This is a genomic window from Pseudonocardia oroxyli, from assembly GCF_900102195.1.
Classification (GTDB): domain Bacteria; phylum Actinomycetota; class Actinomycetes; order Mycobacteriales; family Pseudonocardiaceae; genus Pseudonocardia; species Pseudonocardia oroxyli.
This window is the reverse complement of sequence record NZ_FNBE01000009.1, coordinates 52,321-76,250: the sequence shown is the minus strand read 5'-3', so window position 1 is coordinate 76,250 and position 23,930 is coordinate 52,321. Positions and strand designations below refer to the sequence as shown.

General features: G+C 72.3%; 28 protein-coding genes. 11 read left to right on the top strand and 17 right to left on the bottom strand.

Annotation, left to right across the window (positions count from 1 at the left end; all coding sequences use genetic code 11):
- Positions 1-44: 44 nt before the first annotated feature.
- The gene (locus tag BLS43_RS15065) at positions 45-788 is read right to left on the bottom strand and encodes an AraC family transcriptional regulator (RefSeq protein ID WP_245707508.1); all 744 of its coding nucleotides are present in this window, start codon (positions 786-788) and stop codon (positions 45-47) included.
- Positions 789-943: 155 nt separating this feature from the next.
- Here BLS43_RS15065 and BLS43_RS15060 point away from each other — a divergent pair, with 155 nt between their 5' ends.
- Positions 944-1,885, top strand: coding sequence for an ABC transporter substrate-binding protein (locus tag BLS43_RS15060; protein ID WP_093084541.1), 942 nt, complete (start codon positions 944-946; stop codon positions 1,883-1,885).
- A 43-nt stretch (positions 1,886-1,928) separates the two neighbouring features.
- Positions 1,929-3,380 carry a GMC oxidoreductase gene (locus BLS43_RS15055; protein ID WP_093084538.1) on the top strand — a complete coding sequence of 484 codons (1,452 nt, stop codon included), beginning with the start codon at positions 1,929-1,931 and terminating at the stop codon, positions 3,378-3,380.
- Positions 3,381-3,391: 11 nt separating this feature from the next.
- Here the strand turns inward: BLS43_RS15055 and BLS43_RS15050 are convergent, their stop codons facing one another.
- The 6 genes from BLS43_RS15050 to BLS43_RS15025 all read right to left on the bottom strand — a co-directional run bounded on the left by BLS43_RS15050 (position 3,392) and on the right by BLS43_RS15025 (position 7,303).
- Positions 3,392-4,156, bottom strand: coding sequence for a hypothetical protein (locus BLS43_RS15050; protein WP_093084535.1), 765 nt, complete (start codon positions 4,154-4,156; stop codon positions 3,392-3,394).
- Entirely contained in the window at positions 4,146-5,069 is a 924-nt protein-coding gene (locus BLS43_RS15045) for a HipA domain-containing protein (RefSeq protein WP_093084533.1), read from the bottom strand. The genes BLS43_RS15050 and BLS43_RS15045 overlap by 11 nt, the downstream gene beginning before the upstream one ends.
- A 34-nt stretch (positions 5,070-5,103) precedes the next feature.
- Entirely contained in the window at positions 5,104-5,631 is a 528-nt protein-coding gene (locus tag BLS43_RS15040; protein WP_425438547.1) for a YbaK/EbsC family protein, read from the bottom strand.
- Positions 5,628-5,990: a DUF2516 family protein gene (locus BLS43_RS15035; RefSeq protein ID WP_237194163.1), complete on the bottom strand. Its 363-nt coding sequence runs from the start codon at positions 5,988-5,990 to the stop codon at positions 5,628-5,630. Before BLS43_RS15035 ends, BLS43_RS15040 begins: the two co-directional genes overlap by 4 nt.
- A 114-nt stretch (positions 5,991-6,104) precedes the next feature.
- A complete protein-coding gene (locus BLS43_RS15030; protein ID WP_143030062.1) occupies positions 6,105-6,905 on the bottom strand; it encodes a hypothetical protein in 801 nt (266 codons plus the stop codon).
- A gap of 5 nt (positions 6,906-6,910) precedes the next feature.
- Positions 6,911-7,303, bottom strand: a complete 393-nt coding sequence (locus BLS43_RS15025; RefSeq protein ID WP_176921344.1) for a helix-turn-helix domain-containing protein — start codon at positions 7,301-7,303, stop codon at positions 6,911-6,913.
- A 228-nt stretch (positions 7,304-7,531) separates the two neighbouring features.
- On the opposite strand from BLS43_RS15025, the gene BLS43_RS15020 reads away from it, so the two are divergent.
- Entirely contained in the window at positions 7,532-7,915 is a 384-nt protein-coding gene (locus BLS43_RS15020) for a fluoride efflux transporter FluC (RefSeq protein ID WP_245707507.1), read from the top strand.
- Positions 7,903-8,247, top strand: a complete 345-nt coding sequence (locus BLS43_RS15015; RefSeq protein WP_093085018.1) for a fluoride efflux transporter FluC — start codon at positions 7,903-7,905, stop codon at positions 8,245-8,247. Before BLS43_RS15020 ends, BLS43_RS15015 begins: the two co-directional genes overlap by 13 nt.
- A 17-nt stretch (positions 8,248-8,264) precedes the next feature.
- On the opposite strand, the gene BLS43_RS15010 is transcribed toward BLS43_RS15015, so the two are convergent.
- Both BLS43_RS15010 and BLS43_RS15005 read right to left on the bottom strand, forming a co-directional pair.
- On the bottom strand, positions 8,265-9,542 hold the full coding sequence (locus tag BLS43_RS15010) for a DUF445 domain-containing protein (RefSeq protein WP_374204892.1): 1,278 nt from the start codon (positions 9,540-9,542) through the stop codon (positions 8,265-8,267).
- Between the two features lie 236 nt (positions 9,543-9,778).
- Positions 9,779-10,303: a hypothetical protein gene (locus BLS43_RS15005; RefSeq protein ID WP_093084522.1), complete on the bottom strand. Its 525-nt coding sequence runs from the start codon at positions 10,301-10,303 to the stop codon at positions 9,779-9,781.
- A 273-nt stretch (positions 10,304-10,576) separates the two neighbouring features.
- Here BLS43_RS15005 and BLS43_RS15000 point away from each other — a divergent pair, with 273 nt between their 5' ends.
- Positions 10,577-11,476, top strand: a complete 900-nt coding sequence (locus BLS43_RS15000; protein WP_093084520.1) for an NAD-dependent epimerase/dehydratase family protein — start codon at positions 10,577-10,579, stop codon at positions 11,474-11,476.
- A 60-nt stretch (positions 11,477-11,536) separates the two neighbouring features.
- On the opposite strand, the gene BLS43_RS14995 is transcribed toward BLS43_RS15000, so the two are convergent.
- On the bottom strand, positions 11,537-11,740 hold the full coding sequence (locus tag BLS43_RS14995) for a cold-shock protein (RefSeq protein ID WP_093084517.1): 204 nt from the start codon (positions 11,738-11,740) through the stop codon (positions 11,537-11,539).
- A gap of 364 nt (positions 11,741-12,104) precedes the next feature.
- On the opposite strand from BLS43_RS14995, the gene BLS43_RS14990 reads away from it, so the two are divergent.
- Both BLS43_RS14990 and BLS43_RS14985 read left to right on the top strand, forming a co-directional pair.
- Positions 12,105-13,061: an acyl-CoA desaturase gene (locus BLS43_RS14990; protein ID WP_093084514.1), complete on the top strand. Its 957-nt coding sequence runs from the start codon at positions 12,105-12,107 to the stop codon at positions 13,059-13,061.
- A gap of 297 nt (positions 13,062-13,358) precedes the next feature.
- Positions 13,359-14,168 (top strand): hypothetical protein, encoded by an 810-nt coding sequence (locus BLS43_RS14985; RefSeq protein WP_093084511.1) that lies wholly within the window; start codon positions 13,359-13,361, stop codon positions 14,166-14,168.
- Between the two features lie 447 nt (positions 14,169-14,615).
- On the opposite strand, the gene mftR is transcribed toward BLS43_RS14985, so the two are convergent.
- A complete protein-coding gene (gene mftR, locus BLS43_RS14980) occupies positions 14,616-15,224 on the bottom strand; it encodes a mycofactocin system transcriptional regulator (RefSeq protein WP_093084508.1) in 609 nt (202 codons plus the stop codon).
- A gap of 179 nt (positions 15,225-15,403) precedes the next feature.
- Between mftR and BLS43_RS14975 the strand changes: the two genes are divergently transcribed.
- The gene (locus BLS43_RS14975; RefSeq protein WP_093084505.1) at positions 15,404-16,402 is read left to right on the top strand and encodes a sigma-70 family RNA polymerase sigma factor; all 999 of its coding nucleotides are present in this window, start codon (positions 15,404-15,406) and stop codon (positions 16,400-16,402) included.
- Between the two features lie 109 nt (positions 16,403-16,511).
- Here the strand turns inward: BLS43_RS14975 and BLS43_RS14970 are convergent, their stop codons facing one another.
- Positions 16,512-16,847, bottom strand: coding sequence for a hypothetical protein (locus tag BLS43_RS14970; protein WP_093084502.1), 336 nt, complete (start codon positions 16,845-16,847; stop codon positions 16,512-16,514).
- A 345-nt stretch (positions 16,848-17,192) separates the two neighbouring features.
- Here BLS43_RS14970 and BLS43_RS14965 point away from each other — a divergent pair, with 345 nt between their 5' ends.
- The gene (locus BLS43_RS14965) at positions 17,193-18,662 is read left to right on the top strand and encodes a glycosyltransferase family 39 protein (protein WP_093084499.1); all 1,470 of its coding nucleotides are present in this window, start codon (positions 17,193-17,195) and stop codon (positions 18,660-18,662) included.
- Positions 18,663-18,703: 41 nt separating this feature from the next.
- Here BLS43_RS14965 and BLS43_RS14960 read toward each other — a convergent pair whose 3' ends face one another.
- The 5 genes from BLS43_RS14960 to BLS43_RS14940 all read right to left on the bottom strand — a co-directional run bounded on the left by BLS43_RS14960 (position 18,704) and on the right by BLS43_RS14940 (position 22,216).
- A complete protein-coding gene (locus BLS43_RS14960) occupies positions 18,704-19,204 on the bottom strand; it encodes a hypothetical protein (protein WP_218129832.1) in 501 nt (166 codons plus the stop codon).
- A 78-nt stretch (positions 19,205-19,282) separates the two neighbouring features.
- On the bottom strand, positions 19,283-20,707 hold the full coding sequence (locus BLS43_RS14955; protein ID WP_093084496.1) for an FAD-dependent monooxygenase: 1,425 nt from the start codon (positions 20,705-20,707) through the stop codon (positions 19,283-19,285).
- Positions 20,708-20,812: 105 nt separating this feature from the next.
- Entirely contained in the window at positions 20,813-21,193 is a 381-nt protein-coding gene (locus BLS43_RS14950) for a VOC family protein (RefSeq protein WP_093084492.1), read from the bottom strand.
- A gap of 138 nt (positions 21,194-21,331) precedes the next feature.
- A complete protein-coding gene (locus tag BLS43_RS14945; protein ID WP_093084489.1) occupies positions 21,332-21,775 on the bottom strand; it encodes a nuclear transport factor 2 family protein in 444 nt (147 codons plus the stop codon).
- Between the two features lie 51 nt (positions 21,776-21,826).
- On the bottom strand, positions 21,827-22,216 hold the full coding sequence (locus tag BLS43_RS14940; RefSeq protein WP_093084486.1) for a tautomerase family protein: 390 nt from the start codon (positions 22,214-22,216) through the stop codon (positions 21,827-21,829).
- A 146-nt stretch (positions 22,217-22,362) separates the two neighbouring features.
- Here BLS43_RS14940 and BLS43_RS14935 point away from each other — a divergent pair, with 146 nt between their 5' ends.
- A complete protein-coding gene (locus BLS43_RS14935; RefSeq protein ID WP_093084482.1) occupies positions 22,363-22,809 on the top strand; it encodes a winged helix-turn-helix transcriptional regulator in 447 nt (148 codons plus the stop codon).
- Positions 22,810-23,126: 317 nt separating this feature from the next.
- Positions 23,127-23,441, top strand: a complete 315-nt coding sequence (locus tag BLS43_RS14930) for a hypothetical protein (protein WP_093085009.1) — start codon at positions 23,127-23,129, stop codon at positions 23,439-23,441.
- Positions 23,442-23,930 lie beyond the last annotated feature (489 nt).

The following is a 23,930-nucleotide window of genomic DNA, read 5'->3' as shown; positions in this document are numbered from 1 at the left end:
CAAGTAATTCTTCCCGGAGCGAACACAGGAACCTTGAGCGTCCTTCACTCAGGTTCCCCGAAGTAGCTGCCCGGCGCCACCCCGGTCCGGCGCCGGAAGGCGGCGATGAAGGCACTGGGGCTGCGGTAGCCCACCCGGTGCGCCACGGTGCCGACGGGCACGCCGTCCGCCAGCAGGGCGAGCGCGGCCCGCAGCCGGACCTGCGTGCGGTACTCCGTGAAGCTGCTTCCCGGCTCCGCCGCGAACGCCCTGGTGAGAGTCCGCACCGAGGCGCCGACCTGCCGCCCCCAGGCCTCGAGGCCGCGGTCGTCCGCCGGGTCCACGGCCAGCGCCCTGGCGACCTCGGCCGCCCGGGGGTCCGTGGGCTCCCGCACCTCGATGGTGGCCACGCCGACGGGGTGGAGCACGTCGGACAGCACCTGTTCGGCGGGGCGGCGCCGCTCGACGGGCAGGTCGGGATCGGCGAGGTACTCGATGAGCCCACGGGCCAGCGGCGCGATCCGGACGACCGTGGGGGACGCCCAGTCCCGGGGGAAGCGAGCGGGATCGAGGTAGGGCGCGAGCATCGTCGTGGCCCGGTGGGCGCCGGTCGAGTGCCGCAGCCCGGCGGGGATGAAGAGCCCGAGGTGCGGCGGCAGCACCCAGGACCGCGCCCCGACGCGGACGGTCAGCACCCCCGCGGGCGACCAGGCGAGCTGGTGCACCGGGTGCTCGTGGTCCGGGAAGAACTGCCCGTGGGCCAGCGCGAAGTCGAGCACCGAGATCGCGGGCCGGCCGCTGTCCGACACGAGTTGGGATCCTATCGCCCACGCGCCGGCCCACCCGTTCCGTCGCCGTGACCGCGATGACATTCCGGACATCCGACCGCAGGCCGGGGACGGGATGGCCGATCCGCCGCCGAAGCCGGCCTCCCCTCGATATGAGGCATGGCTAACCTCACCTCGTGCTTCGCCCTCTGCTGACCGGCCTCACGGTCGCCACCTTCGCCCTGGTCACGGCCGCCTGCGGCACGGCCGCCCCCGCAGCGCCCCCCGCCGCCACCCGCACGGTCGACACCATCCGGGGCCCGGTGGAGATCCCCGCGACCGCGACCCGGATCGTCGCGATCGGCTTCCCGGAGGCCATGGCCCTGCTGGACCTGGGGATCGTCCCGGTCGGGCTGCCCACCTACGTGCCGAAGGTGCCCGCCTACGACGCGCTGATCGCGAACGTCCCGCGCGTCGACGACAACAACCAGGTCGACGTCGAGAAGGTCGCCGCGCTGAAACCGGACCTCGTCATCGGCGGCGACTTCTCCCCGAGCTCGGGCATCCAGCGGGCCGGTGGCGCGCTCCCCTACGAGGCGCTGTCCGCGGTCGCCCCGACCGTCCTATTCGAGTGGAAGACCGCGGGCGGGAACTGGCAGGACGAGGCCGCCCGCACCGCCGCGGCCGTCGGGCGCGAGGCCGACATGGCCGCACTGGCCGCAGGGATGCACCAGAAGGCCGCGCGGATCGCGAGCACCCACGCCGACGTCCTCGGCCGCACCACCTGGGACCTGGTCAGCGGCCAACCGGGCGCCCCCTGGTACCTCTACGGACCCGAGTCGTCGCACGGGGTCGTGCTCAAGGAGGCGGGCGTCCGGTTCGGCGCCGCGGCCGGGCAGCAGGCCAACTTCGTGCAACAGTCGGAGGAGAACTTCGGCGTGCTGAGCGGCACGAACGGTCTGATCGTGGCCGTCGACGCCGCCGGCGACAACCCCCTCGCCGGGCAGGCGGGCTACGAGAACCTCGCCGCGGTGCGGGCGGGGCACGTCACCGCCACCCGATGGTTCTTCCCGGCCGGCTACCAGGCCGCCGAGTTGCTGCTCGCCGACCTCGACACGGCCCTGCGCGCCTATCCCTGACCGCACCGGGTATCTCGCCGCGACCCTCGCGGCTCGTTCCAGCATGCCTCCCGCACCAGCCGACCTCTTCTTCCCGCGCACCGTCGACCCGGGCCACGTGTACGACGTCATCGTCGTCGGGTCCGGGATGGGCGGCGGCGTGCTGGCCTCCCAGCTGGCCCGCCGCGGCGCGGACGTCCTCGTGCTGGAGGCGGGCGGATACCTGTTCCCGACGCACGTCGGCAACCTCGCCCGGCAGATCCCCATCGGCCGGTTCAGCAAGCACATCTGGTCGCTGTGGGACGAGTTCAAGACCGTCAACTACGAGGGCGCGGGCCCGGACGTCGACAGCGGACAGGCCTTCGCCCTGGGCGGCCGGTCGCTGTTCTGGGGCGGGCTGATCCCGCGCCAGGCGCCGTGGGAGCTGGCGGGCTGGCCCCGGGCGGTGGCCGACGACCTCCTGCTGAACGGCGGGTTCGCCGCCGCCGAGGCCGCCCTCAACCGGGCCCGACCGGACTTCGCCGACTTCCAGCGCGTCGCCCGGGTGGAGCTCGAACAGCGGATGCCGGGGTTCGTCGCGGAGGACGCCCCCCTGGCCGTGCAGTACAACGGCGCCACCCCGCTCGCGCTGCCCGCCGGCCTGTTCTCCACCGCCGACCTCCTCCTGGAGGACAGCCTCGTCGACGATCCCGGACGGGCGAGGCCGCAGGTCCACCTCGAGACGGCGGTGCAACGCGTGCGCCCGGGCACCCCGATGGTCGTCGAGTGCTGGGACGGGCTGCCCCGCGAGTACCGCGCCGAGCGGGTGGTGCTCAGCGCGGGCACGATCGAGTCGGCCAAGATCGCGCTCGCCTCCGGGCTCGGCGGGCCGCGGACGGGCGTCGGGATCACCGACCACACCATCCGCTTCCGGCACTTCGCGCTGCCGCCGGGCACGTTCGGCATCACACCCGGCGACTCCGCCAAGGTGGTGCTGCGGCACCCGCTGTCGAGCCGGACGGACAAGGGGTTCCTCGTCGTCGTCGAGATCGGGGCCAACCTCAACCAGGGCCGCTTCGTGGATCCGGCCAACCTCGCCCGCGACCGCGCCGTCCGCAACGGCTGGACGGCCTGCGAGATCGTCTATCTGCACTACGCGGACCTCGACGACACCAACGCGGTCCGGCTGAGCGGCCCGGACCCCGCGGCGCCGGTCAAGCTGGAGCTCAAGCGGGTGCCGCCGCCCGCCGCCGACCTCGCCCTGGCCGACGACCTCACCGCCGCCCTGTTCGCCGGGCTGGGCGCGACCCCGGTCGCCGAGGAGCAGGGGCTGTTCCTGGAGAACGGCAGGCTGGGCGGGGTGGCGCACGAGGTCGGGACGCTGCGGATGGGCGCGGTGGTGGACGAGAACCTGCGCTTCGCCGACGTCGAGCACCTCTACGCCTGCGACAACTCGGTCTTCCCCGCCTCGCCCGCCGCCAACCCGAGCCTCACGACGGTGGCCCTGGCGATCCGGCTGGCCGCGCACCTGAGTTGATCACGACGGCGTCACTCGTCGAAGGTCTCCCAGCCGGGCCCTGCCATGGGCCGATATCCCGGCGGCACCGTGCCGGTCAGCCGCGCCAGAACGCGCAGGTGCGGAGGCGCCTCCGGGCCGTTGACGTGCTCGACGGCCAGCCGCACGGGACCGGCGCTCTGCATCGCGCCGAGATGCTCGAGCAGCATGTCGGGAACGTAGCCCAGAGGCTGCCCCCCGGCCGTCGTGACGGACTGCGCAGCCGGGTTGAACCGGTTCGTTCGGTCCGGAACCACTCCGAGCTCGTCGCCGCGAACCAGGACAGGCATTGCGCCGGTGACGACGTGCCGGATGCCGTGAACCAGGAGCAACGTGTCGGAGCGCAGATCCGGACCGACGTCCGGAACGGGCAGGACCTGGATGGTGTCGCCGGTGCGACGGCCCTCCGACCTCGCCATCTGCTCCCAGGGCGTCGCATCCGGGCTGAGATGCAGCTGGTCGAGGTAGGCCCTGAAGTCCGGCCTGCGTGGGCTCATGACCCGGGTGGCGAACAGCGGGAAGAGCCTTTCCGCCTCGTAGGTCTGGTCGAGTCGGGGGAATCCGAGGAACGGGCGGAAGTCCTGGACACCCGCCGCGCGACGGAGATAGCGGAACCGGAAGCGCCCCTCCGGCTCGCATTCCAGCATCCCGATTGCGGAGATCAGCCGCGTCTCCGGATGCTGCCAGGCGACGACGAGCCGACGGGCCGACGGGAGAGCAGACCGTTCAGGGACGTCGGCCAGGGTCTCAAGCGACATCGAGCAGCCTCCTCCGGTTGATCGACAGCAGCTCGAACACGAATGTAGCCGCCGGGGCCGACATTTTCGGCACTCGTCCGATTATCCGGGCTACCGTCTCGTCCTCCACCCGGTCGAGGGCGGTGAGCCATCTCGCGCGAGCTCGTTCCCCGACGCCACCCAGGGCTCGGGCCGCATGCTCCACCAGCGTCGGAACCTTCTCGCCTGCGACGTGCTCGAACTCCACTGCACGGCCACGGCCTGCGAACCGGCGCAGGAGCTCGGCCTCGGTGATGTGGTGCAGCCGAGCCGCATCCGTCAGGTTGAACCCGAGGCTAGAGGTGTGGTCGTACGACGGCGCCAACCGAAGCGTCGAACGGCCGGAGTCGGCGAGGACCGCCCAGTTCCGGTCGTGCCGGTCCTGGTTCGCGACCCAGGCATCGAGCATCAGATACCCGGCGAACACCTCCATGCCGGTGAGCTCTGTAGGACCGCCCGGCGAAGCAAGGCAGCCGTCGAGAGCCCGCGCGATCGCGGCGAGACTGTGGCCCGGCCGCCCCCGCAACCGCATGCCACCCACGTAGGACGGATCCGCGGCGGACATCAACACGACGCCGTCGAGGAGAGCCCATCCGTCCGGCGCCACATTCCGCGAGAGCGAGCCGGCCCGTCCGTGTCTCACGGCGAGCTCGACCTCTGCGGAGGGCAGGCCCACCTCGCGGGCGAGCTCCGCCACGATCTTCTCCGACCAGTCGCCGCCCTGGCGGTGTCCGTTGCCGTGCACGACGACGGGTTTGAACAACCAGTCGTCCGCCCGCGTGTCCGCGGAGACCGGCGTCCTCGCATGCCGGAGCCAGTCCTTGCCGCTCCGGCCCTGCGGCTCCGCTCGAACGACGGGCCACCGGCTGACGTCGATGACGGGAAACGGGCTCACCCGAGTGACGCTAGTCCGAACCGGCGGCGAGCCCTCAGTTCCCCAGGCCCTCGACGACCTCGGCGCCGGGGAGCCCGGCCAGGACCGCGCCCGGGACGGCGAGCTTGGAGCCCCGGATGCCGCTGCCGACGATCACGGCCTCGGCGGCCGCGACCCGCGCGTCCACCAGGACCGGCCAGTCCGCGGGGAGGCCGAGCGGGGTGATGCCGCCGTACTCCATGCCGGCCAGCTCCACGGCCTGGTCCATGGGGGCGAAGCTGGCCTTGCGGACGTCCAGCCTGCGCTTGACCAGGCCGTTGACGTCCGCCCGGGTGGTCGCGAGGACCAGGCAGGCGGCGAAGCGGACCTCGCCGGCGCGCTTGCCGGACACGACGACGCAGTTGGCGCTCGCCTCGAGCGGGGACCCGTAGGCCTCGCAGAACGCGGCGGTGTCCGCCAGCGCGGGGTCGATCTCGGCGACCTCGACCCCGGACAGACCGGCGACGGCCTTGGCGACGGGCTCGGCGAGCAGGTCGGGCCGGTCGGCCGCGGGAACCGCGGACAGGCTGCCCCAGACGCTCACCAGCCGTTGCCCCCGCGGGAGGCCGCGACGACGGCGGGCCGCACGTCGACCATGTAGACCAGCATCGCCACGGTGCCCGCCAGCCAGAACAGCGTGAGCTCGCTGCGCAGCCCCTGGAACGACATGATGACGCCGTAGACGCTGGGCTGGGAGATGACCCCGAAGATGGGGATGACGAGTAGGAACAGCGCGGCGGCACCGGTGATGCCCAGCCACGCGTTCTTGGTCAGCTTGCTCGCGGCCTGGAACGCGTCCGCCCGCTGACGGATCGCGTGCACGAAGGCGTACCCCGCGCACACCGCGACCACGATGCCGATGACGAACAGCACCAGTCGGTCGAGCATGGTGAACACGTTCACCGGGTCAGACTACGTGGGTCGCCGCGATCCCGACATACCCGCACCGTGACCGACGCGTGAACGGCCCCGGAGCCCGCGCTCGGCGGTGTCTCCGGGGCCGTTCGACGGCGTGGGTCAGGAGTCCGACTTCGGCTCCGCCTGGGGGGCGGCCTTCGCCGTGGTGGTGCGACGCGCGGCGGGCTTGCGGGCCGCCTTCGGTGCGGTCTTCGGCTCGGCCTTCGCCGGGGCGGTGCGGTTGGTCGCGCGGCGGGTGGCGCTGCGCGTGGTGGAGGCCGCCTCGTCGCCCGCGGTGTCCACGGCCTCGGCCGCCTCCTTGCCGGCCTCGGCGAGGCTCTCCGACACCTCGGCGGAGACCTCGGTGATGGTCTCGGCGACCTCGTCCGCGGCCTTCTGGGTGCGGACGGCGACCTTCTCGCCCACCGAGCGGGTCTGGGTCGTCAGGGTGGAGAGGGCCTTCTCGGCGACGTCGTGCGCGTCGTCGACGAGGGCGTCCACCCGGGCGTCCACCTTGCCGGTGAACTCCTCGACGGAGCTGAAGGCCTGCTTGACCTGCGGCTGCTTGCGGATGGTGGTCCAGGTGGACTCACCGTGCTTGGCCAGGTCGGCGTAGTACTTCTCCGCCTGCGCCCGCAGCTGCTCGACGAGCTTGCGCAGCTCCTCGGTGCTGAGCTTGCCCCGCAGCTCCTCGAGCTCGCCCGGCAGCTCGCCTGCGAACTTCTGCGCGGCCTCGGCCCGCTCGGTGGCGCGGGTCTTCACCGTGGAGTAGGCGCCGAGCACGGTGGAGTACGCGTACTCGCCCGCGCCCAGCACGGCGAGCGCCGGGGTCTTCACGACTCCGGCCTGGTCGGCCACGGACTCGGCGAACTGCTCACGGACCTTGCGGACGTCCGCGGCGGTCGGCAGCGACACGGCCATGGTGATCACTCTCCCTGTTCTGTCGATGCGCCCGGCTCGTTCTCGCGCCGGAAGGACTGGTAGATGTCCAGCAGCACCTGCTTCTGCCGCTCGGTGAGGTGCGGGTCGATCAGCACCGCATCCGTGACGGCACCCGCGGGACGCTGCTCGAGGATCCCGGCCTTCACGTACAAGGCCTCCGCCGAGATGCGCAGCCCCTTGGCGATCTGCTGCAGGATCTCGGCGGACGGTGTGCGCAGCCCGCGCTCGATCTGGCTGAGGTACGGGTTGGAGACCCCCGCGGTCTTCGCGAGCTGACGCAGGGAGACCTGCGCCGACTCGCGCTGGGCGCGGATGTAGGAGCCGATGTCGTCGACGGTCTTCTCGACCTTCTCGACGACGTGCCCCACCTGACCCACGGCCTGGTTGAGCTTGTCGGTCGACCCCTCGGACACGTCTCCGACCGTACGCGGCAGTGCTAGCTCCTGCAAGCGCAGTGCTTGCGCTGGTCGCGTGGCCTCGGACACGATTCAGCTCGTGCCGTGACCGCGAACCCTCGCCGGGTGGTCGCGGGATCCGGGTGGTTCCGTGCAAGGCGGCGCGCGAGGACCGGTGAGCGTCCGTGGTCACCGCACTAGGCTCCCGTGGTGATCTCCGAGGTGCTGCGCGGGCAGAGCCGCCCCGTGCCGGCGGTCGCGGCGGGCGGGGTGCTCGGCGCGCTCGCCCGGTGGGCCGTGGGCCTCGCGCTCCCGGGCCCCCCGGGCACGTTCCTGATCAACGTCGTCGGGTGCTTCGCGATCGGCGTGGTGCTCACGGTGCTCATCGCGCGCGGCGCCCACCCCCTGCTGCGGCCCTTCCTGGCCACCGGGGTGCTGGGCGGGTTCACCACGTTCTCCACCTACGCCGTGGACGCGCAGCGGCTCCTGCTCGAAGGGCGGATCGGGCTCGGTGCGGCCTACCTGGTCGGCACGCTCGCGGCCGCGCTGGTCGCGACCTGGGCCGGGATGTGGGCGGGGCGATGGTTCCACTGATGGTCGTGCTGGGCGCGGCCGTCGGGGCCCCGGCCCGCTACCTGACAGACCGGCTGGTCCAGTCCCGCCACACCAGCGGCTTCCCGTGGGGCACGTTCGCGGTGAACGTGGTGGGCTCGTTCGTGCTGGGCCTGGTCACGGGGGTGGCCGCGAGCCCCTGGGTCACGGCGCTGGTCGGCACCGGCTTCTGCGGCGCCCTGACCACGTACTCCACCTTCGGCTGGGAGACGGTGCACCTGCCGCGCCCCCTCGCCGTCGCGAACACCGTGGCCTCGGTGCTCGCAGGCCTGGGCGCGGCGGGCCTCGGCCTGGCGGTGGGCGCGGCACTCTGACCGCATCGTGGAGGGGCTCAGAAGACGAGCTGGGACACCGTGTAGATCACCAGGCCGGCGAGGGCACCCACCACCGTGCCGTTGATCCGGATGAACTGCAGGTCGCGGCCCACCTGGAGCTCGATCTTGCGGCTGGTCTCCTCGGCGTCCCACTTGGCGACGGTGTCGGTGATCAGCGTGGTGATCTCGCCGCGGTAGTGCCGCACGACGTACCCCGCCGCGTCCGCGAGCCAGCCGTCGAGGCGGCCCCGCAGCTCCGCGTCCTGCTCCAGGCGGGCGCCGAGGCTCATCAGCCCGTCCCGGACCCGGGACCGCAGTTCGCTCGACGGGTCCGACGCGGCGTCGAGGATCATGCCCTTCGCCACGCCCCAGGCCTGCCCGATGAACTTCTGGACGTCCGGGTGCTCAACGACCTGCTGCTTGACCCGCTCCGCCCGCTCGATCGTCTTCGGGTCGCTCTGCAGGTCCTTCGCGAACTCGGTGAGGAAGCGGTCCACGGCGTGCCGCAGGGGGTGCTCGGGGTCCGTCTTCACCGCCCACGCGTAGCCCTGGACCTCGGTGAACAGCTTGTCGGCCATCATGTCGTCGAGGAACCGGGGGGTCCACATGGGCGCCCGGTCGTGCACGACCCGCAGCACCATCTCCTGGTTGGCGGTGACCCAGTCGTAGGCGCGGTCGCACACGAGGTCGACGAGGTGGCGGTGCGCGCCGTCCGCGAGGACGCCCTCCAGCAGCTTGCCGAGCGGCGGCCCCACCTCCTTGTCCAGCAGCTTGCGCACCAGGACCTGCTCGATGAGGTCCTGCACGACGTCGTCCTTGAGGATGGTGACGACGCCGCTGGCCGCGGTGGCGAGCTCGGCGGTGACCCGATCGGCGTTCTCCCGCTGCGCGACCCAGGTGCCGACGCGCTGCGAGACCTGCACCCGGCCGAGCTTGTCCCGGACGACCTCCTCGGACAGGAAGTTCTCCCCGACGAAGTCCCCCAGCGCGTCGCCGATCGTGTCCTTCTTGCGCGGGATGATCGCGGTGTGCGGGATCTTGAGCCCGAGCGGGTGCCGGAACAGGGCGGTCACGGCGAACCAGTCGGCGAGCGCGCCCACCATGCCCGCCTCGGCCGCGGCCCGGACGTACCCGGCCCAGGCCAGGCCCTGGCGCAGCTCCAGGTAGCGCATCACGAAGAACACGATCGTGGCGCCGACCAGGAACCCGGTGGCGACCATCTTCATCCGGCGCAGGTCGCGCCGCTTCTGCTCCTCGGCGACCGGGCCGAGCTCGAGACCCGCGGGTGTGCTCACCGCCCCATAGTGCCCGAATCCGCTGAGGGTTCCTCAGCGGAGCCGCGCTCACCGACCGGCACCCGGCCCGACGACGGGCGGGTCATGAGACCGGCCGGGTCCGGCGGTGATCCGCCGGACCCGGCCGGGGGTCCGTGGTGCGGCAGCGGGGCGATCGCGCCACACACGGGTGCGTCCGCAGCCCGGGCGCGCGGTCGACGCCGCGCGAGACCGTCCGGGCGGGACGCGGGGGTCGGCTAGACCCCGCGGGCGATCTGCGCCACGGATCGCTGGGTGTCCGGGCGCTCGACCTCCTCCACCGCACTGCCCGCCCGGCGCCGGACGGCGGCCAGGACGGCATCGATGATCATGTCGGCGTCCGGCACCCGATAGCCGGTGAACGCCGGACGGACCCGCCACTGCACCCAGCCGTCGGGCCGCTCGGTCGGCGGGGCGAGCACCCCGATGCCGTCCGTGTGCAGCACGACGTCCGTGTGCAGCGAGAGCTCCGCCGGGAGCGGGTGGTTCGGGGTCATCGGGAACCACCATGTGTCGTGGGGGGTCGCCGCGACGGGCACGACCATCCCGCGGTCACGCAGAGTGGCGCACACGCGGCGGCCGATCTCGGCGGGAACCTCGATCACGTCGAGCACGGTCCCGGTGTCCAGCAGCACGTCCGCGCCCGGGCCCGGCACCAGCGGCCACCCGTGCTCGACGTACTCCACCGCGGCCGCCCGCAGCTCCGCGCCGTACACGGCCCGGTAGCTGTCCCACCACGACATCCGACCCACTCCTCGTTCCGTACCCGCGTCCCGGCGACGTCTCCGTCGCCCACATCACATGCAACACCATCGACGGGGGCCGAGGTACGCGTGACACGGGGGCGAACGGTGACCGCGCGTGACGTAGAGACGAGTGGCGACGATCACCGATCATCGGTGATCCGGGTGCCGGTGGGCGGCGGGCGACCGGTCGGGTGCCCGAGATCGGCGGATACTCCGTTCGAGGCACGCAGCGCCGGACGCCGCTCGACGCGGCTCGGGGATGATGGCGCCATGCTGCTGGTGACGGGCGGGACCGGTTACCTGGGGAGCGCGCTGGTGGCCCAGGCGCAGGGGCGTGACCTGCGGGTCCTCGTGAGGGACCCGGCGAAGGCCGCGGCGGTGCTGCCCGCCGGGGTCGAGACCGTCGTCGGTCGACTGGAGGACCCGAGCTCCCTCGACGCCGCGCTGGCGGGCTGCTCCGCCGTCGTGCACCTCGCCGGGCTGGTCGGCGGGACCGAGGCCCGGATCCGGGCGGCGAACGTCGACGGCACCCGCGCCCTGCTCGCCGCGATGGGCCGCGCGGGGATCCGCAGGCTGGTGCACTGCAGCTCCGGCGCGGCCGTCATGGACCCGACCGGGCTGGTCAGCGAGACGCCCACCGGGCCGCAGGCTCTGACCGATTCCTACTCCCGCGCGAAGGCCGAGGCGGACGAGCTGGTCCTCGCCGCGGACGTCGAGGCGTCCCTCCTGCTGCCCGGCAGCATCTACGGCCCGTCCCCCGCGGGTCCGCACAGCTACAACGGACTACTCCTCGCGGCCGCCCGCGGGGAGCTCGACGCGGTCGTGGACGCCCCGATCGGCTGGACGCTCGCGGCGGACACCGCCCGTGCCGCGCTGCGGGTGCTCGACGCGGGCGCGGCGGGGACCCGGTACGTGCTCTACGGCGAGGTGGCGCCGTTCGGCCAGGTCGTGAACCGGGCCTGCGCGCTGCTCGGCAGCCCGCACCGGGTCCGGACGCTGCCACCGGGTTCCGACCTCGGCCCGGACGCCCCGACCTTCGCGCGCCGCTCCGAGGTCTACGGCCGCTTCCCCGCCGTCCACGTGGAGGACGCGAACACGCGGGGGCTGGGGATCGAGCTGCGCGGCGTCGCGGACGGGCTGCGCCTGACCTGCGACTGGTTGACCCCCTGACACGCCGCTGCCGGCGACCCCGAGGGGATCGCCGGCAGCGGAAAGCCTTGGTGTTGCCGCTTAGAGCGGGGTCACCGAGTCGGCCTGGGGGCCCTTGGCGCCCTGGGACGACTCGAAGGAGACGCGCTGGTTCTCCTCGAGGGTCCGGAAGCCGTTGGTCTGGATGGCCGAGTAGTGGACGAAGACGTCCGGCCCGTTGTCGTCGGTGGCGATGAAGCCGAAGCCCTTCTCGGCGTTGAACCACTTCACGGTGCCCTGCGGCATAACTGTTCTCCCACACACTGAACGGATCCGCGCGACGTGTCGACGCCCGGAGGTTGCACGGGTACACGAACTGTGGGAGTCATCCCCCCGACCGCGCGTGCGGAGCCCGCTGTCACACACATCCACGCACGCTGTCTCAACGATCGAGGAAGACACGACTGCAACCGGCACCGAACCTATCACGCCGACGGCCGACTGCGGTCGAGTCCGCGGATGCTCATTCACCGCACATCTCCGCGACCACTCCTTGTCCTGTTCGTTGCGCTACCGTGACCTTCGGCCGCCGTGCGAGTCCCGACGGGGTCGCATGCGGCGGCCGGAGCCGGTCCTCCCCCGACCGACCCCCGCAACGTGAGGCCCCTGCATGTCGATACTCGCCCCGGACCGACCGGACCGTTCCCGAGCCGCGGAACCCGCCACCGAAGGCCGCCGCTCGATGCTCGAGCACGTCCTCGTCATCGCCTTCATGATCATCCCGCTGCTCGCCGTGGCGGCGGCGGTCCCGGTGGCCTGGGGCTGGGGTCTCGGCTGGACGGACGTGGCACTGTTCGCGGTGTTCTACGTGGTCAGCGGGATGGGCATCACCGTCGGGTTCCACCGGCACTTCACCCACGGGTCGTTCAAGGCGACACCCGCCCTGCGCGTCGGTCTGGCCGTGGCGGGCTCGCTCGCGCTGCAGGGCTCGCCCCTCTCCTGGGTCGCCGACCACCGCCGCCACCACGCCTACTCCGACAAGGAGGGCGACCCGCACTCGCCGTGGCTGTTCGGGACGGGACCGCGGGCGCTGGCCCGCGGGTTCTGGCACGCCCACATGGGCTGGCTGCTGGACCGCGACAAGACGAACTTCCGCCGGTTCGCGCCCGACCTGCTGGCCGACCGGGCCGTCAGCCGGGTCTCCGACCACTTCCTCTGGTACGCCCTGACGAGCCTGCTGCTGCCCGGCCTGCTCGGCGGACTGCTCACCTGGTCGTGGGGCGGCGCGCTGTCCGCACTGTTCTGGGCGGGACTCGTGCGGGTCGCGCTGCTGCACCACGTCACGTGGTCGATCAACTCGGTCTGCCACATCTGGGGCGATCGGCCGTTCGCCGCGCGGGACCGCTCCGCGAACGTGTGGTGGCTGGCCCTGCTGTCCTTCGGCGAGTCGTGGCACAACCTCCACCACGCCGACCCGACGTGCGCGCGCCACGGGGCCAAGCCCGGGCAGATCGACGTCTCGGCGCGCGCGATCCGCATCTTCGAGCAGCTCGGCTGGGCACACTCCGTGCGCTGGCCGACGGCGAGACGACTCGATCGACTCATCCGCTCTGCTGACGCTGCGTAGAGCACGCGTCGGTGATTCTCCACGTTCGGTGAGTGTGCCCCCGAACGGGTGAGGGTGATAGCGGAAGTACGCCAGTGGGTGACACGCACCGGCGCGTCGGGCCACCCGGACGGGGTGTCGCCCGACGGGCGGAGCCGGACTCCCCGGTTCGGGGTCGCCCGATCGAGAGTATCCACACCTCTTCGTCACTCTGTGCGATCTCGCTGTCGGCTCCTGCACGATCGGGTCATGGCCTGTCGGCGCGCCGCTTCGCATGATTCCGCCGTTCCCGCTCGGAGAATCATGAGGAGACACGCCGTGCGAAAGAAGATCGCGCTGGCCGTCGTCGCGGTGGCGACGAGTGGCAGCGTCGCCGTTCTCGGGGCGGGCACTGCGCTCGCCGCCCCCGCGGCGGAGCAGCTACCGGCCGTACCCGCGGTACCCGCGTTGCCCGCGGTGCCGCTCGAGCCCCCGTCGCTGCTCGGCGGCCTGCTCAACGACGTCCTGACCACCGCGCAGGGGCTGCTGCCCTCGCTGCTCGGTGGTCTCATCCCGCCCGACCCGGTGGCCGTGGTGCCCGCGGTCCCCGCGGTCCCCGCCGTGCCTGCCGTGCCCGTGGTCCCGGCGGCGCCCGCGCTGCCCGTGGACACCCCGGCGCTCCCGGTGGGGACGGCGGCCGAGCAGGACCTCACCGTCCCGCTGCCGGACCCGTCGGTCCCGGTGCCGGACCCTGCCGCCCTGCCCGCAGCGCCTGCGGTGCCTGCGGTGCCTGCGGTGCCGGACCCGGCCGTCCCGGACCCCGCCGTCCCGGACCCCGCAGCGGTCGACCCGGCCACCGGTCTCCCGGTGCCCGCGGTGGACCCGGCGACGGGCCTGCCCGTCGACGCGCCCGCCGTCGACCCGGCCACCGGTCTGCCGGTCGACGCCCCGGCCGTGCCCGAACCGCCCACCGTGCCCACCGTGCCCGCGGCGCCCGCCGTGCCGGGGGCCCCGGACGTTCCGGCCGTTCCGGGTGCTCCCGAGGTCCCGGCCGCGCCGGCCGCGGGTGCTGCTCCGGCCGCCGGTGCGCTGCCCGGGGTCGCGGTGACGCCCGGTTCGACCCCGCTCCCGCCCGTCGCCACCCCCTGATCGCGAGCTCGACCACGGCCCGGTCACCGGCACGTCCGGTGGCCGGGCCGCTCGACGTGCTCCGACGACTCCGAGGCTGGCGGCCCGTTCACGCGCTTGAGCGGCCCAGTGACGCTTAACGTGCCGCTGACGCTTGAGCGGCCCACTGACGCTTGGGACGCCCAAGCATCGCTCAGCGGCGCTTGGGCGTCCCAAGCATCACCCGGCCTCCGACACTTGGGCGTCCCAAGCGTCGCTCAGTGGCGCTTGGGCGTCCCGAGCGTCAACCCGGCCTCTAACGCCCGGGCGCCCCGAACGCCGCTCCGTGCTGCTCGGGCGTCCCAAGCGTCACCCAGCGGTGCTTGGGCGTCCCAAGCATCACTCGGCCTCCGACACTTGGGCGTCCCAAGCGCCACTCAGCGACGCTTGGGCGTCCCAAGCGTCAGCCCCACGCCGGCGCCCCGACCATCAGCCCACCCGGATCTGCGCGAACCCGGTCTCCAGGGCCGCGAGCACCTCGTCGAGCAGGTCTCGCAGCTCCGCGTCCTCCGTTGCCAACCACTGCTCGTACGCCGCCAGCGCCGCGCCGAGGCACAGGTGTCCCAGCGTGCGCGGGAGCAGCGCCGTGGGCTCCTGTCCCAGGCGCGCGCCCGCGTAGTCCGCGACCACCCGCCGCCATTCGGCATAGCGCAGCGCGGAGTGGGCCTGGAGCGCGGGCGTCTCGAGGATCAGCCGCAGCCGCTGCCGGTGCCAGGGCTGCTCCTCGACCGGGATGTCGTTGAAGTCCAGCACGGTCGCCCGGATCCCGGCCATGACCGACACGTCCGGGGGCAGGGCGGCGAACCGCGCGCGCATCCGGTCGAGCATCTCGTCGAACGCACCCCACGGCACGTCGTTCTTGGAGGCGTAGTAGCGGAAGAAGGTCCGTCGCCCGATGCCGGCGGCCTGCGCGACGTCGTCCACCGTCGTCGAGTCGAACCCGCGCGCGCTGAAGAGCTCGAGGGCGATGTGCTCGATCTCGTCCCGGCTGGTGACCGGCCTGCGGCCTGCCCGTCGGGTGCCGGTGGTTGCGGACATCGAGCCTTCCTCCGCCCGAGGGCTGACGTCGAGGGACCGGGCACCTGGTCCCTCACGCATCCTAGTGCTGCACCGCCGACCGTCGGTTCCGGACGCATCGGCGCACACCCGCTGCTTTTGTCGGTGGTGCACGGCACACTCGGGGGACCACGATCGGACCACCCAGGGGGACAGGCGAGATGAGTGCGCCCGCAACGGCACCGACCCGGGACGAGCTCGAGCCACAGCTCGAGCAGTTCCGGGGTGAGCTCACCGGCTACAGCTACCGCATGCTCGGCTCCTCCTTCGAGGCCGAGGACGCCGTGCAAGAGACCATGATCAGGGCGTGGCGGGCCCTCGACAAGTTCGACGGGCGGTCCTCGCTGCGGTCCTGGCTCTACCGGATCGCCACGAACGTCTGCATCGACGCGCTGAACGGCCGGAAGCGCCGCGCCACCCCCATGGACTTCGGGGGTCCCTCGGAGCCGCGGGCCGAGCTGCTGCGCGAGCCCTTGTCGGACGACACGTGGCTGGAGCCGATGCCGGACGCGCGGGTCACCCCGTCGCACAGCGACCCGGCGGAGACGGCCGTGGCGCGGGAGTCCATCCGGCTCGCGTTCGTGGCGGCGCTGCAGCACCTCCCGCCGCGCCAGCGCGTCGTGCTGATCCTGCGCGAGGTGCTGTGTTGGAAGGCCGCGGAGGTCGCCGAGCTGCTGGGCACGTCGGTGGCCTCGGTGAACAGCGCGCTGCAGCGGGCACGGGCCACGCTGGACGAGCGGGGCATCGGCAGCGCGGACGATGCGTCGGCGTCCCCGCCCCCGCAGGAGCACCTCGAGCTGCTGGCCAAGTACGTCGCGGCGTTCGAGGCCTTCGACATGGAGGGTCTCGTGGCCCTGCTGCACGAGGACGTCGAGCAGAACATGCCCCCGCTGGAGTTGTGGCTGCGCGGCCGGGAGAACCTGCTCGCCTGGATGCAGGGGGCCGGCATCGGCTGCAAGGGCTCGCGCATGCTGCCCACCTCGGCGAACGGCGCGCCCGCCTTCGGTCAGTACCGCCTCGGCGAGGACGGGGTGCACCGTCCGTGGGGCCTGCAGGTGCTGCGGATCGAGGGCGACCGGATCACCGGCATCACCTCGTTCCTGGACACGAAACTGTTCGCCCTGTTCGGGCTCCCTGCGGAGCTGCGGCCCGATTCCTGACCGTTCTCCGGCGGCGTCGGAATCCGTTTTCGAGCCCATCCGGAAACAGGGACGCACCGGACCCGCGGAAGCGGATCCGGTGCGTCATCCCCGGTGGAGCTGAGTCAGCTCACTTCTGCCAGATGCCCGCGGAGTCGCCGGCGTCGCAGGCGACCGACTGCGGGGCGGCGTCATTGGCCGCCTGGCCGCCCAGGATGCCCAGGACCGACAGCGCCGCGTCGACGTCCACGCCGCAGACGTTGACGTTCTTGAGGACCTCGGCGTCGTTCAGGGCGTTGACGGCGACCAGGCCGTTCGCGCTGGACGAGCCGCCGTCCGAGATGACGCCCACGTTCTTCGGCGACGAGGAGTGCTCGTGGTGACCCTCGCCGGCGAAGGCAAGCGGCGAGACCGCCACGAGGGACGCAGCGACGCCAGCGGTGAGGATCGCAGCCTTCTTCAGCACAGTGCTTCTCCTGTTACGTACGGGGATCCGAAGTCGAACCCATCGTGTTTCAGCGTGTGACTTGGGGAGCCCCGCTGATGACAAAAAGCTATCCGGCCCCCGACCGAGGTATCGAGCCATCTACCACCATCGTGTGAACGGAATTACTGTGCGTGTGGTTATTGCTCTCATCAGGCATCGCCGGCGGGCCGAGTCAAGCCCGATCGCCCGAAGGTCGTCACTCGATGCAGTGAGCCGTGACCCGTTCGGCCGCATATCCTTTGATCAGCTCACGCTTGGTGAGCAACGCCCCGCACGGTGGGGGCACGCGGACCCCGAACGGGCAGGAGTGGGTGCGGCGAAACCATGACCGAGGCCACTCCGACGGGCTCGTCGACGCGCGCCGCGCCGTCACCCAGGGCGATCGACCCGGGCGGCCTGCTCCCGGCGGCCGGGATCGGGGTGCTCGTCGCCGCGCTCCTGATCGCTCTGAGCAGCGGATACGGCTACCACCGGGACGAGCTGTACTTCCTCGAGGCCGCACGTCACCCGGCGATCGGCTACGTCGACCAGGGCCCGCTCACGCCGTTGCTCGCCCTGCTGGGCGGGGACTCGCTGATCGTGTTGCGGGTGGCCCCCGCGCTGCTCGCGGGTCTGGTCGTGCTGGTCACGGGCCTGATCGCGCGGGACCTGGGCGCCGCGCGGGGCGCCCAGGTGTTCGCGGCGGGCTGCATGGCGGTGTCGGCGATCCTGCTGCAGACCGGGCACCTGCTGTCCACCACGACCGTGGACCTGCTCGTGTGGGCGCTCGTCACGTGGTTCACGGTGCGAGCGCTGTCCGCGGGCGGGCCGCGGTGGCTGCTCGTGGGTCTCGCGGCGGGCGTGGGCCTGCAGAACAAGATGCTGGTGGCGTTCCTGCTCGCGGCGTTGCTGGTCGGTGTGCTCGTCGCCGGGCCGCGCCGGGTGCTGCGGGACCCGTGGCTGTGGGGCGCGGGCCTGCTCGCGCTCGCGATCTGGTCGCCGTTCCTGGTCTGGCAGGCGTGGCACGGCTGGCCGATGCTCGCCCTGTCCCGGTCGATCGCCGCAGGGGCCTCCACCTCCAGCGAGCCCTGGTGGCTGGTCGTGCCGTTCCAGGCGGTGCTGGTCGGGCCGCTGCTCATTCCGGTCTGGGTGGCGGGGCTGGTCGCGCTGTGGCGGCGGTACCCGCTCCTCCCGGTGGCGGCCGCGGTGCTGGCCGTGCTGTTCACGGCGACCGGGGGCAAGCCCTACTACCTCGCGGGCCTCTTCCCGCTGCTGCTCGCGGCGGGCGCGGGGCCCGTGCTGGGCTGGGCGCGCACCAGGCTGCGGCGGGTGCTGCTCGGGGTGGCCGTGGCGCTCACAGCACTGGTCAACGTCGTGCTCATGCTTCCCGTCGTGCCGGTCACCGCGCTGGCGGACACCCCGATCACGGCGATGGTCGGAGACGTCGGCGAGACGGTGGGCTGGCCGGAGTTCGCGCGCACCGTGTCCGCGGTGGTGCCACCCGGCGGCGTGGTCGTGGCGGCCAACTACGGCGAGGCCGGGGCACTGCGCCGCTTCGCCCCGGACGTCCCGGTCCTGAGCGGGCACAACGCCTTCGCCGACTGGGGAGCGCCACCCGCGGGGGCGGTCCCCGCCGTCGTCGTCGGCTACCCGGAGGCGCGGGTGCGGGAGTGGTTCCCGGACTGCACGGTCGCGGCCACGATCGACAACGGCGTCGGGCTGGACAACCAGGAGCAGGGGCGCCCGGTGTGGCGGTGCGGGCCGCCGCGGGAGGGCTGGGCGGCGCTCTGGCCGCAGCTGCGGCGGGTCGGCTAGGACGGTCTCGCGATCCGGCGCCGCCGGATCGCGAGACCGTCCTAGGCCCGCAGGCGCCCCTTCGGCTTGACGACGGACAGCACGGTGGCGACCACGAGCGCGGCCGTCGAGACGATCGGCGGCATGTACAGCCGCGGCACCTCGACGGCGGGGACCTCCCCCGCGGCGAGCGCCCGGCCGAACTCCCCCGCGGCGTCGAGACCGGGGCCGAGCAGGAGCGCCACCAGCACGATCAGCACGAGATTGATCACCAGCTTGATCGCGACCCACCAGTGCCGCACGAGCCCCCACCGCGTGACCAGGCCGAGGGCCACACCGCTGAGCGCGCTCAGTAGCCCGGCGGTGAGCAGCGGCCAGAACAGCAGCGGCAGCACCTGGTAGCACGCGGCGGTCCACTCGTGCGCCGCCATCGGTACGAGCACCAGCAGCCCGAGCGCGACGTCGAGCCCGATCCACGCCGCGATCGCCACGAGGTGCACGATCAGCAGCACGCTGCGGGCCGCCCGGGGCACGGGCACGCGCACGGAGGTCACTGCGGTCACGGTCCCTCCAGGGTTGTCGGTGGGACGAGCCTCGCCCAGCCCGCGCCCGGGCGAATCGGACGAGCGCGGACACCTCGGCTACTCCCCGCGGGGACGACAGCACGCCGGACGTACTCCCGCAGGCGTAGACCCGACGACGCGGTCGAGCTCGTGCTGGTCGTCCCCGACCCAGGCGACGTGCCCGTCCGGCCGCAGCAGGGCCGCGGGCACGTCGAGCTCCACCGTCGGGTCGACGACGGCGTCGACGCCGTCCGGCGCCGCGAGCAGCCCGGTGCGGTCGAGCAGCAGCCACCGGCCCGCGTGCATCCGCTCGTAGAGCCGTCCCTGCCGCAGCGGCAGGTCCCGCAGCCGCCGCCCGACCAGCGGATGGTCGCCGCCGAGGTCGTAGCGGACGTCGATCCCGATGATCTTCCCGACCAGGTGGCGGTTGACCTCCGGGAAGTCCATCAGCTCGGTGAGCAGCCTCCGCACGGCCTGCGCCCCCGGTTCGAGGGCCATCAGCTCGCCCTGCGCGAGGGTGTTGTCCAGGACCGCGGCGGCGACGGGGTGCCGTTCGGTCTCGTAGGTGTCCAGCAGGTCCGCCCGGCCATGGACGGTGGCGGCGAGCTTCCACCCGAGGTTGAACGCGTCCTGGATGCCCAGGTTCAGGCCCTGCCCGCCCAGCGGCGGGTGGACGTGGGCGGCGTCCCCCGCCAGCAGCACCCACCCGACGCGGTAGTGCTCGGCCTGCCGGGTCGCGTCCCCGAAGCGGGAGAGCCACCGCGGCGAGTGCGCGCCGAAGTCGGTGCCGGCGATCGCGCGCATCCGCTCGGTGAGCTCCTCGAAGGTGGGCGGCTCCGCGCTGTGCTCGAGCGCGGGCGCGACGACCCGGAACCGCCCGTTCCCGGCAGGCCCCACGCCGAACCACAGGTTGGTCCGCCGGATCTCGGCGACCCGCGCGGTCACCTCGGCGAGCGGCGCGGTCAGCTCGATCTCGCCGAGGAGCCACTGGTGCCGTGCCGCGATCCCGGGGAACCGGACGTCGAGCAGCCTGCGAACCGTGCTCCGGCCGCCGTCGCACCCGACGAGGTACCGCGCCCGCAGCGGGCCGGCCGAGGTCTCGACGGTGACCCCGTCGTCGTCCTGGGTCAGCCCGACGACCTCGGTCCCCCGCCGGATCTCGGCGCCCTGCTCGACCGCGTGCTCGGTCAGCAGCCGCAGCGTGGTGGGCTGCGGGATGCCGAGCGTGTAGGCGTGCGCGGTGTCCAGGCCCTCCGGCGCCGCCTTGGTGATCCCGGCGAAGAACCCGCCCAACGGGTGCCGCATACCCACCTCGAGGAACCTGTCGAGGAGTCCGCGCTGGTCCAGGATCTCGATACTGCGGGCGTGCATCCCGAGCGACCGCACCACCTCGGTCGGCTCCGGATCCCGCTCCAGCACGACCACGCCCACGCCCTGCAACCGCAGCTCGCTCGCCAGCACCATCCCGGTCGGCCCGCCCCCGGCGACGATCACGTCGATCACGAATCCCCCTCGTTCCCGCAGGTGAGACGGCATTCTGCGGGCCCGTGGGGGGCTTGCCACAAGCCCCGATCACCGCTATATGTTGAGAGTGGCCGGAGCGTCAGGTCATGCGGGGCCGCTGCCGTACGGGCGGGTCAGGACCTCGAGATTGTGGCCTTCGGGAGAGTCGAAGTAGGCACCGCGGCCACCGTCGTGGGTGTTGTGGCCAGATCTGCGGTGCCCCGGGTCGGCGTAGATCGGGACTCCTCGCTCCCGCAGCCGGTCGGTGACGGCGTCGAACTCCGCCTCGGAGACGAGGAACGCATAGTGCTGCGGATGCACCTCGTCGCTGTCGAGATAGTCGAGGGCGGCCCCGTCGGGCAGCGCGACGACGCTGAACGGCCCGAAGCGGGTCGGGGCGGCCAGTCCGAGGACATCGGCGAGGAAGCGCGCACCGGCGTCCTGGTCACGGGTCGAGACGATGGTGTGGTTGAACGCGACAGACATGGGTGGAGAGTGCAACCTCGACTCGGGTTCAGGTCAAGCGGGCGACGAGAACGGCGTCCATGCGCCGTGGGCCAGACCTGTACGTCGCGCCATCGGATACACCTCGTCGTGTGTCGGGTCGCGGCGTCGACTCCGCCCTCACTCACCGAACGGCGTCGCGGCTCCCCCGGGCATCACGGCCCGGTCGTAGTACTCCCGACACGAGACGATCTCGAGTTCCGGGTTCAGGACGAGGACGGCGACCGAACGGCCGCTGAAGGGTTTGCCCGTCGCCTTCATCTTGCCGCCGCCGAGGTCGTCACCGGAGAAGGTGCCTCGCCCGGTCACCTCCACGACCACGAACCCGTCACCGGTGTGCACGTCGTCCACCGTCATCCCGCAGTCCGAGACGGCGGCGTGCCAGAGACGGTGGCGGGTAGCGATCAGGTCGTGCCCTCGACGTCGCACCCCGAAGGTCACGTCGAAGTACTCGCCGTCCTCGGCGTACAGGTCGACGAACGCGTCCGGGGTCGGTGCGCTCCACGCCGCGGCCCAGCGGTGGGCGACATCGGCAGGCGTGATGGTCGTGCGAATGGCGGACAAACGGGTTCTCCCTCTGAGTGATCGAGACCGAGCGACGGGCGGAGCGAGCGGTCAGTAGACGGCGCCGGGCTCGTCCGTGATCTCGGGCAGGATCGCGCCGTCCTCCATCACGTTGGCACCCGGGATCTCCTCGATGAAGATCGCCAGGTCCTCCTTCGCGTCCCCGGTGATCGCGGACCAGGCGTCCGCGATCCCGTGGATGAGCGTCGACCGGATCTCGACGGAACGGCCGTCCCGGATGAGCCCGACCATCCGCGGCCCGTCGGCCCGCTTCCCGGCGACGTAGATGCCGTCCTCGGCGACCTCGACGAACGCGCAGTGCACGTACGCGCGAGGGGCGCCCGTCACCTCGCTGTGGACCGTGGTCATCGCCTCGGCGACCTCCGCCTTGTGGAGCAGCGTCGCACCGCCGCTCGGGACGATGAACTGGTAGTAGGGCATCGACGACCTCCACGAACCGTGCGGGTTCGAGGCCGGCGGGACTCGAACGAAGTGGAGGCTAGCCGGCAACAGGGGACCCCAGCAAGCTGCTGAGACTCGAAAAGTGTCCTTGGTTGGGGCCGAACGGGATGCCCTACACTCGGCCCGTGAAGCACGACGAGCTGGAGGAGCTCTACTGCTCCGTCGCCCGCACCTGGTCGGTGATCGGTGAGCGGTGGACGATGATGATCCTGCGCGAATGCTTCCGCGGTGAACGCCGCTACGACCATTTCCGCGCCAAGCTGGGGCTCGGTAGCAACGTGCTCAACGACCGCCTGCGAGTGCTGGTGTCGGAGGGGATCCTGGAGCGGGTGCAGTACCAGGAACAGCCGGTGCGGCACGAGTACCGCCTCACCGCCAAGGGTGCCGACCTGTATCCGGTGCTGGTGTCCGTCATGGCCTGGGGAGACAAGTACAAGAACGACGTCCCCCCGGTGCGCTTGATCCATCGTGGCTGCGGCCACGAGGCCGAGCCCCGCCTGACGTGCGCACACTGCGCCGAACCCGTGTCCTGGCGCGACGTGACCGCGGAGTTCCAGCCGGACGCGTGGTGAGCTCGGACTCGCGGCGCCGCGCGACCGTCGGCGTCGGCGCCGCTCCAGGAGCGGATCGGATGACCCCGTTGCTACAGCTGAGCGGTTTCGGGAGAGCCAGGCTGGAAGAAGTGCCTGGTGAGAAGGTGTGGCCAGGGGCGGGGTCGAACCGCCGACCTTCCGCTTTTCAGGCACCACGAGGCCTGCGCTCCACCCACTCCGCCACCGGATCGGGCAGGACCGGACCCGCTGCGACCGGCTGCGTCCGGGTGCGTTGCCGTCAGGGTTGCCGTCAATCTCGGTACCCGCCGCCGCGCTCCTCGCTCATGATGTCGACCATGTCCACCCCGGGTCAGGTCCGCGTCTGGCACGACGAGGAGGGTTGGGGCGTCATCGACTCGCCGTCGACGCCTGGTGGCTGTTGGGCGTACTACAGCAACATCGCCATACCCGATCAGTACCGCAACCTCGACGCAGGACAGCTCGTCGAACTGGAATGGGAGTCAGCCCAGCAGGACGGCTTCGACTTCCGTGCGGTCCGCGTCTGGCCCCGGGGAGAGGAGCCATACGACAGGCCTCCCACTCCGGTGTCGGAGGGCGACACGGCCTACCGCAGCACGTTGACGATCTACTTCGACGACCCACCCGGCTGACTCTCCGCCCTACTCACTCCGCGGCCTTGCTCGTCGTCCTGGCCGCCTCATCGACCGGGCCGGCCGTGTCAAGGCAGGAACACCACGACGCCGGCCCCGCCCTTTCCTCCTCCGGTGCTCGATCCTCGGGAGCCTGGGCGGGGCCGGCGTCGTGGTGCGCGTAGCGGCCTTGATGCGGTCGGCCCGGTCGTTGACGATTGCTGCGGACGAGCTAGTGCCTCCGTCGGCCCGGAGCCTTCTGCATCTCACCCGGTTCTGGTCCCGGCGCTGCCCGGGCGCGCCGGCCGGGAGCGGAGCGGCAAGGCCGAGCGCGCTTGGAGGGCTGCGCCCCGGCCCGCTAGGGCCGGCTTGAAGACGTACAGAAAGTGCTCCTCGGTAACGAGGCTTGCGAGCGGGCGCATTTGGCGTCTCCCGGTAGCAGCCCTGCAGCGGTCACTGAATTCCGCTGACGAGACAGGCCATCCGGCGCTAATTTCCGCCGCCTCGCCG